Source organism: Aquabacterium sp. (assembly GCF_021768455.1).
Taxonomy (GTDB): domain Bacteria; phylum Pseudomonadota; class Gammaproteobacteria; order Burkholderiales; family Burkholderiaceae_C; genus Aquabacterium.
Map to the genome: position 1 here is coordinate 1 of NZ_JAIZVX010000258.1, position 2,493 is coordinate 2,493.

3 protein-coding genes are annotated in these 2,493 nt (G+C 66.9%); 1 reads left to right on the plus strand and 2 read right to left on the minus strand.

Annotated elements, in window-relative coordinates; genetic code table 11:
- Nucleotides 1-12: 12 nt before the first annotated feature.
- Nucleotides 13-1,158 (plus strand): porin, encoded by a 1,146-nt coding sequence (locus QZ994_RS19470; protein WP_290877645.1) that lies wholly within the window; start codon nt 13-15, stop codon nt 1,156-1,158.
- Between the two features lie 145 nt (nt 1,159-1,303).
- On the opposite strand, the gene QZ994_RS19475 is transcribed toward QZ994_RS19470, so the two are convergent.
- Nucleotides 1,304-2,269 (minus strand): M48 family metallopeptidase, encoded by a 966-nt coding sequence (locus QZ994_RS19475; protein WP_290877647.1) that lies wholly within the window; start codon nt 2,267-2,269, stop codon nt 1,304-1,306.
- Nucleotides 2,270-2,304: 35 nt separating this feature from the next.
- Nucleotides 2,305-2,493 (minus strand): hypothetical protein (locus QZ994_RS19480; protein WP_290877650.1); only part of this gene is annotated, 189 nt, incomplete at its 5' end.

The following is a 2,493-nucleotide window of genomic DNA, read 5'->3' on the forward strand; positions in this document are numbered from 1 at the left end:
CCAGGAGCCCCCATGAAAATCAAACAGATCGCCCTGACCGCCGCCTTGGTCTGCGCCGCCACCGGCGCCTTCGCCCAGACCTCCTCGGTCACCCTCTACGGCAGCCTTGACCAGTACTTCAACTACCTCAAGAGCAGCGCCGACACCTCGACCAACACCATCCGCTCGCTCAACGACGGCTCCACCATGCGCAGCCGCATTGGCTTCAAGGGTGTCGAAGACCTCGGCGACGGCCTGGCCGTGAAGTTCCAGCTCGAAGGCGGCCTGGGTGCCGACACCGGCGCATCCGCCGACACCACCCGCTTCTTCGACCGTCAGGCCTGGGTCGGCCTGGCCTCCACCACCCTGGGTGAAGTCCGCTTCGGCCGCCAGAACGGCTCCGTCTTCGCCCGCGGCGACTACGTCGACTACACCTCCCGCACCCTGGGTTCGGTGGTCAACGCCTTCGGCGTGCCTTCGCGCTACGACAACGACATCTCCTATGTCTCGCCTCGCCTGTCGGGTTTCCAGTTCGACGGCCACTACGCACTGGCTGAAACCACTGTCAGCACCACCAACGCCGGTGTTTACCAACTGGGCGCCGACTACCTCAACGGTCCCTTCCGCGTGGGTTACGCCAGCATCACCGGCAAGGCCCCCAAGGACGCCACCTACACCCGCAGCGTGACCTACCGTCAGGTCTACGGCAACTACGACTACGGTCAGGGCAAGGTCTACGCCACCTTCATCCGCACCAACAACAGCACCTCGTCGGGCACCGCTGGCAGCGCCACCTTCCTGAGCAATGGTTCGGCCATCCTCGGCAACGTGGGCGGCACCGTCGCCGGCACCAAGGCCGACGTCAACCGCTACTACAACATCATCCAACTGTCGGCCGACTACAAGGTCACGCCGCAACTGCGCGTCGGTGCCCTGTACGGCGTGATCAAGGACACCTCGGACAACAAGATGGGTGCCAAGGGCGGCGCCATCGGCGCCTACTACGACCTCTCCAAGCGCACCACCCTGGTCGCTTCGCTGAGCACCCTCAACAACGACGACAACGGCAGCTTCCAGCCCTCCGGTTCCGCCGGCCTGGCCACGAAGTTCACCACCGCTGCCGACGTCACCGGCAAGCGCATCAACGACCTCGCCCTGGGCATCGTTCACCGCTTCTGATCACCCGGTTCACACCTGAGCAAGCCCAGAGCCGGCGCCTCGCCCACGGCGAGGCCCTGGCCCATTCGGCCCGCGCAGCCCCTTCGGCAGCGCGGGCTTTTTTTCGTCGCGTCGGGCTCAGCGTCGGGCCCCCTGAGCCCTGCGGTCAGTCGGGCAGACCGAGGCGCACCACACCCTTGCCCCAGAAGGCCAGCTGAAGGGGATCGGTGCCGGCTGCACCGCTGCGGCTGGGGGCATCCCAGCGCTGGCCCGGCTTGGGTGCACGCTCGTAAAGCGGCATGACCTTGGGCAGGCTGGCTTCGATGTCCTGGATGCGGGTGCTGCTGGCCGGGTGGGTGGAGAGCCACTGCGGCGGCGCACCCTTGGCCGCGGCCGACATCTTCTGCCACAGGCTGATGCCGGCGCGCGGGTCGTAACCGGCGCGGGCGGCCAGCTCCATGCCGACCAGATCGGCCTCGGACTCGTCTTCGCGGCTGAACTTCAGCGTGAGGAGCTGCCCGCCCATGTTGAGCAGGGCGTCACCCGTGTTGCCCAGACCAAAGAGACTGGAGACCAGGCCTGCGCCCATCTTGGTCGCGTAGGTCTTGCCCATGCGCTCGCGGGCGTGCTCGCGCAGGGCGTGCGCCACCTCGTGGCCCATCACCATGGCGACCTCGTCGTCGGTCATCTTGAGCTGCTCGAGGATGCCCGTGTAGAAAGCGATCTTGCCGCCCGGCATGCAGAAGGCATTGAGCTCTTTCGAGTTCAGCAAGATGACCTGCCACTGCCAGTCCTTGGCGCGCTTGTTCCACTCCAGGCTGAAGGGAATGATGCGCCTGGCAATGGCCCGCAGGCGCTGGACCTGCGGGTGGTTGTCGGGCAACAGGGCGTTTTGCTGCCTGGCTTCGGTGGCCAGCTGCACGAACTGCTGGGCGGCGGCCTGTTCCACATCGGCGGCCGGGACAAAACGGGCAAAGGTCGAGGTCTTGCCGACCTCCACACCTTCTCGGGCCTGGGCGAGGGGGGGCAGGCTCAGGGCGCAGGCCAGCCACACGGCAGCGGCCAGCGGACGGCGCACGCCGGAGCGGCGCGCGGAGGAAACAGAGGCAGGAGACGACATCAGCGTGGACATGGTGTTCACCGTGCGGGGATCAAGGGCCAAGGGGCTCAGGACGCGGCCTGGCGGTCGAGCATACGCCGCACCGCAGGCAGCAGCAGGTAGGCCGGGAAAGACAGCCAGAAGGTGAGGAAAAAGAAGGCGGCATAGCCCATCTGCTCCACGCCCAGCCCCCCCGCCCAGCCCGAAACTGGGCGGGGGGGCTGGGCGTGGAGCAGATGGGCTATGCCGCCTTCTTT

Excerpts from the sequence above, each read along its gene's own strand:
- QZ994_RS19475 (WP_290877647.1), bottom strand. The coding sequence starts at position 2,269 with ATGTCCACGCTGATGTCGTCTCCTGCCTCTGTTTCCTCCGCGCGCCGC.
- QZ994_RS19470 (WP_290877645.1), top strand. The coding sequence starts at position 13 with ATGAAAATCAAACAGATCGCCCTGACCGCCGCCTTGGTCTGCGCCGCC.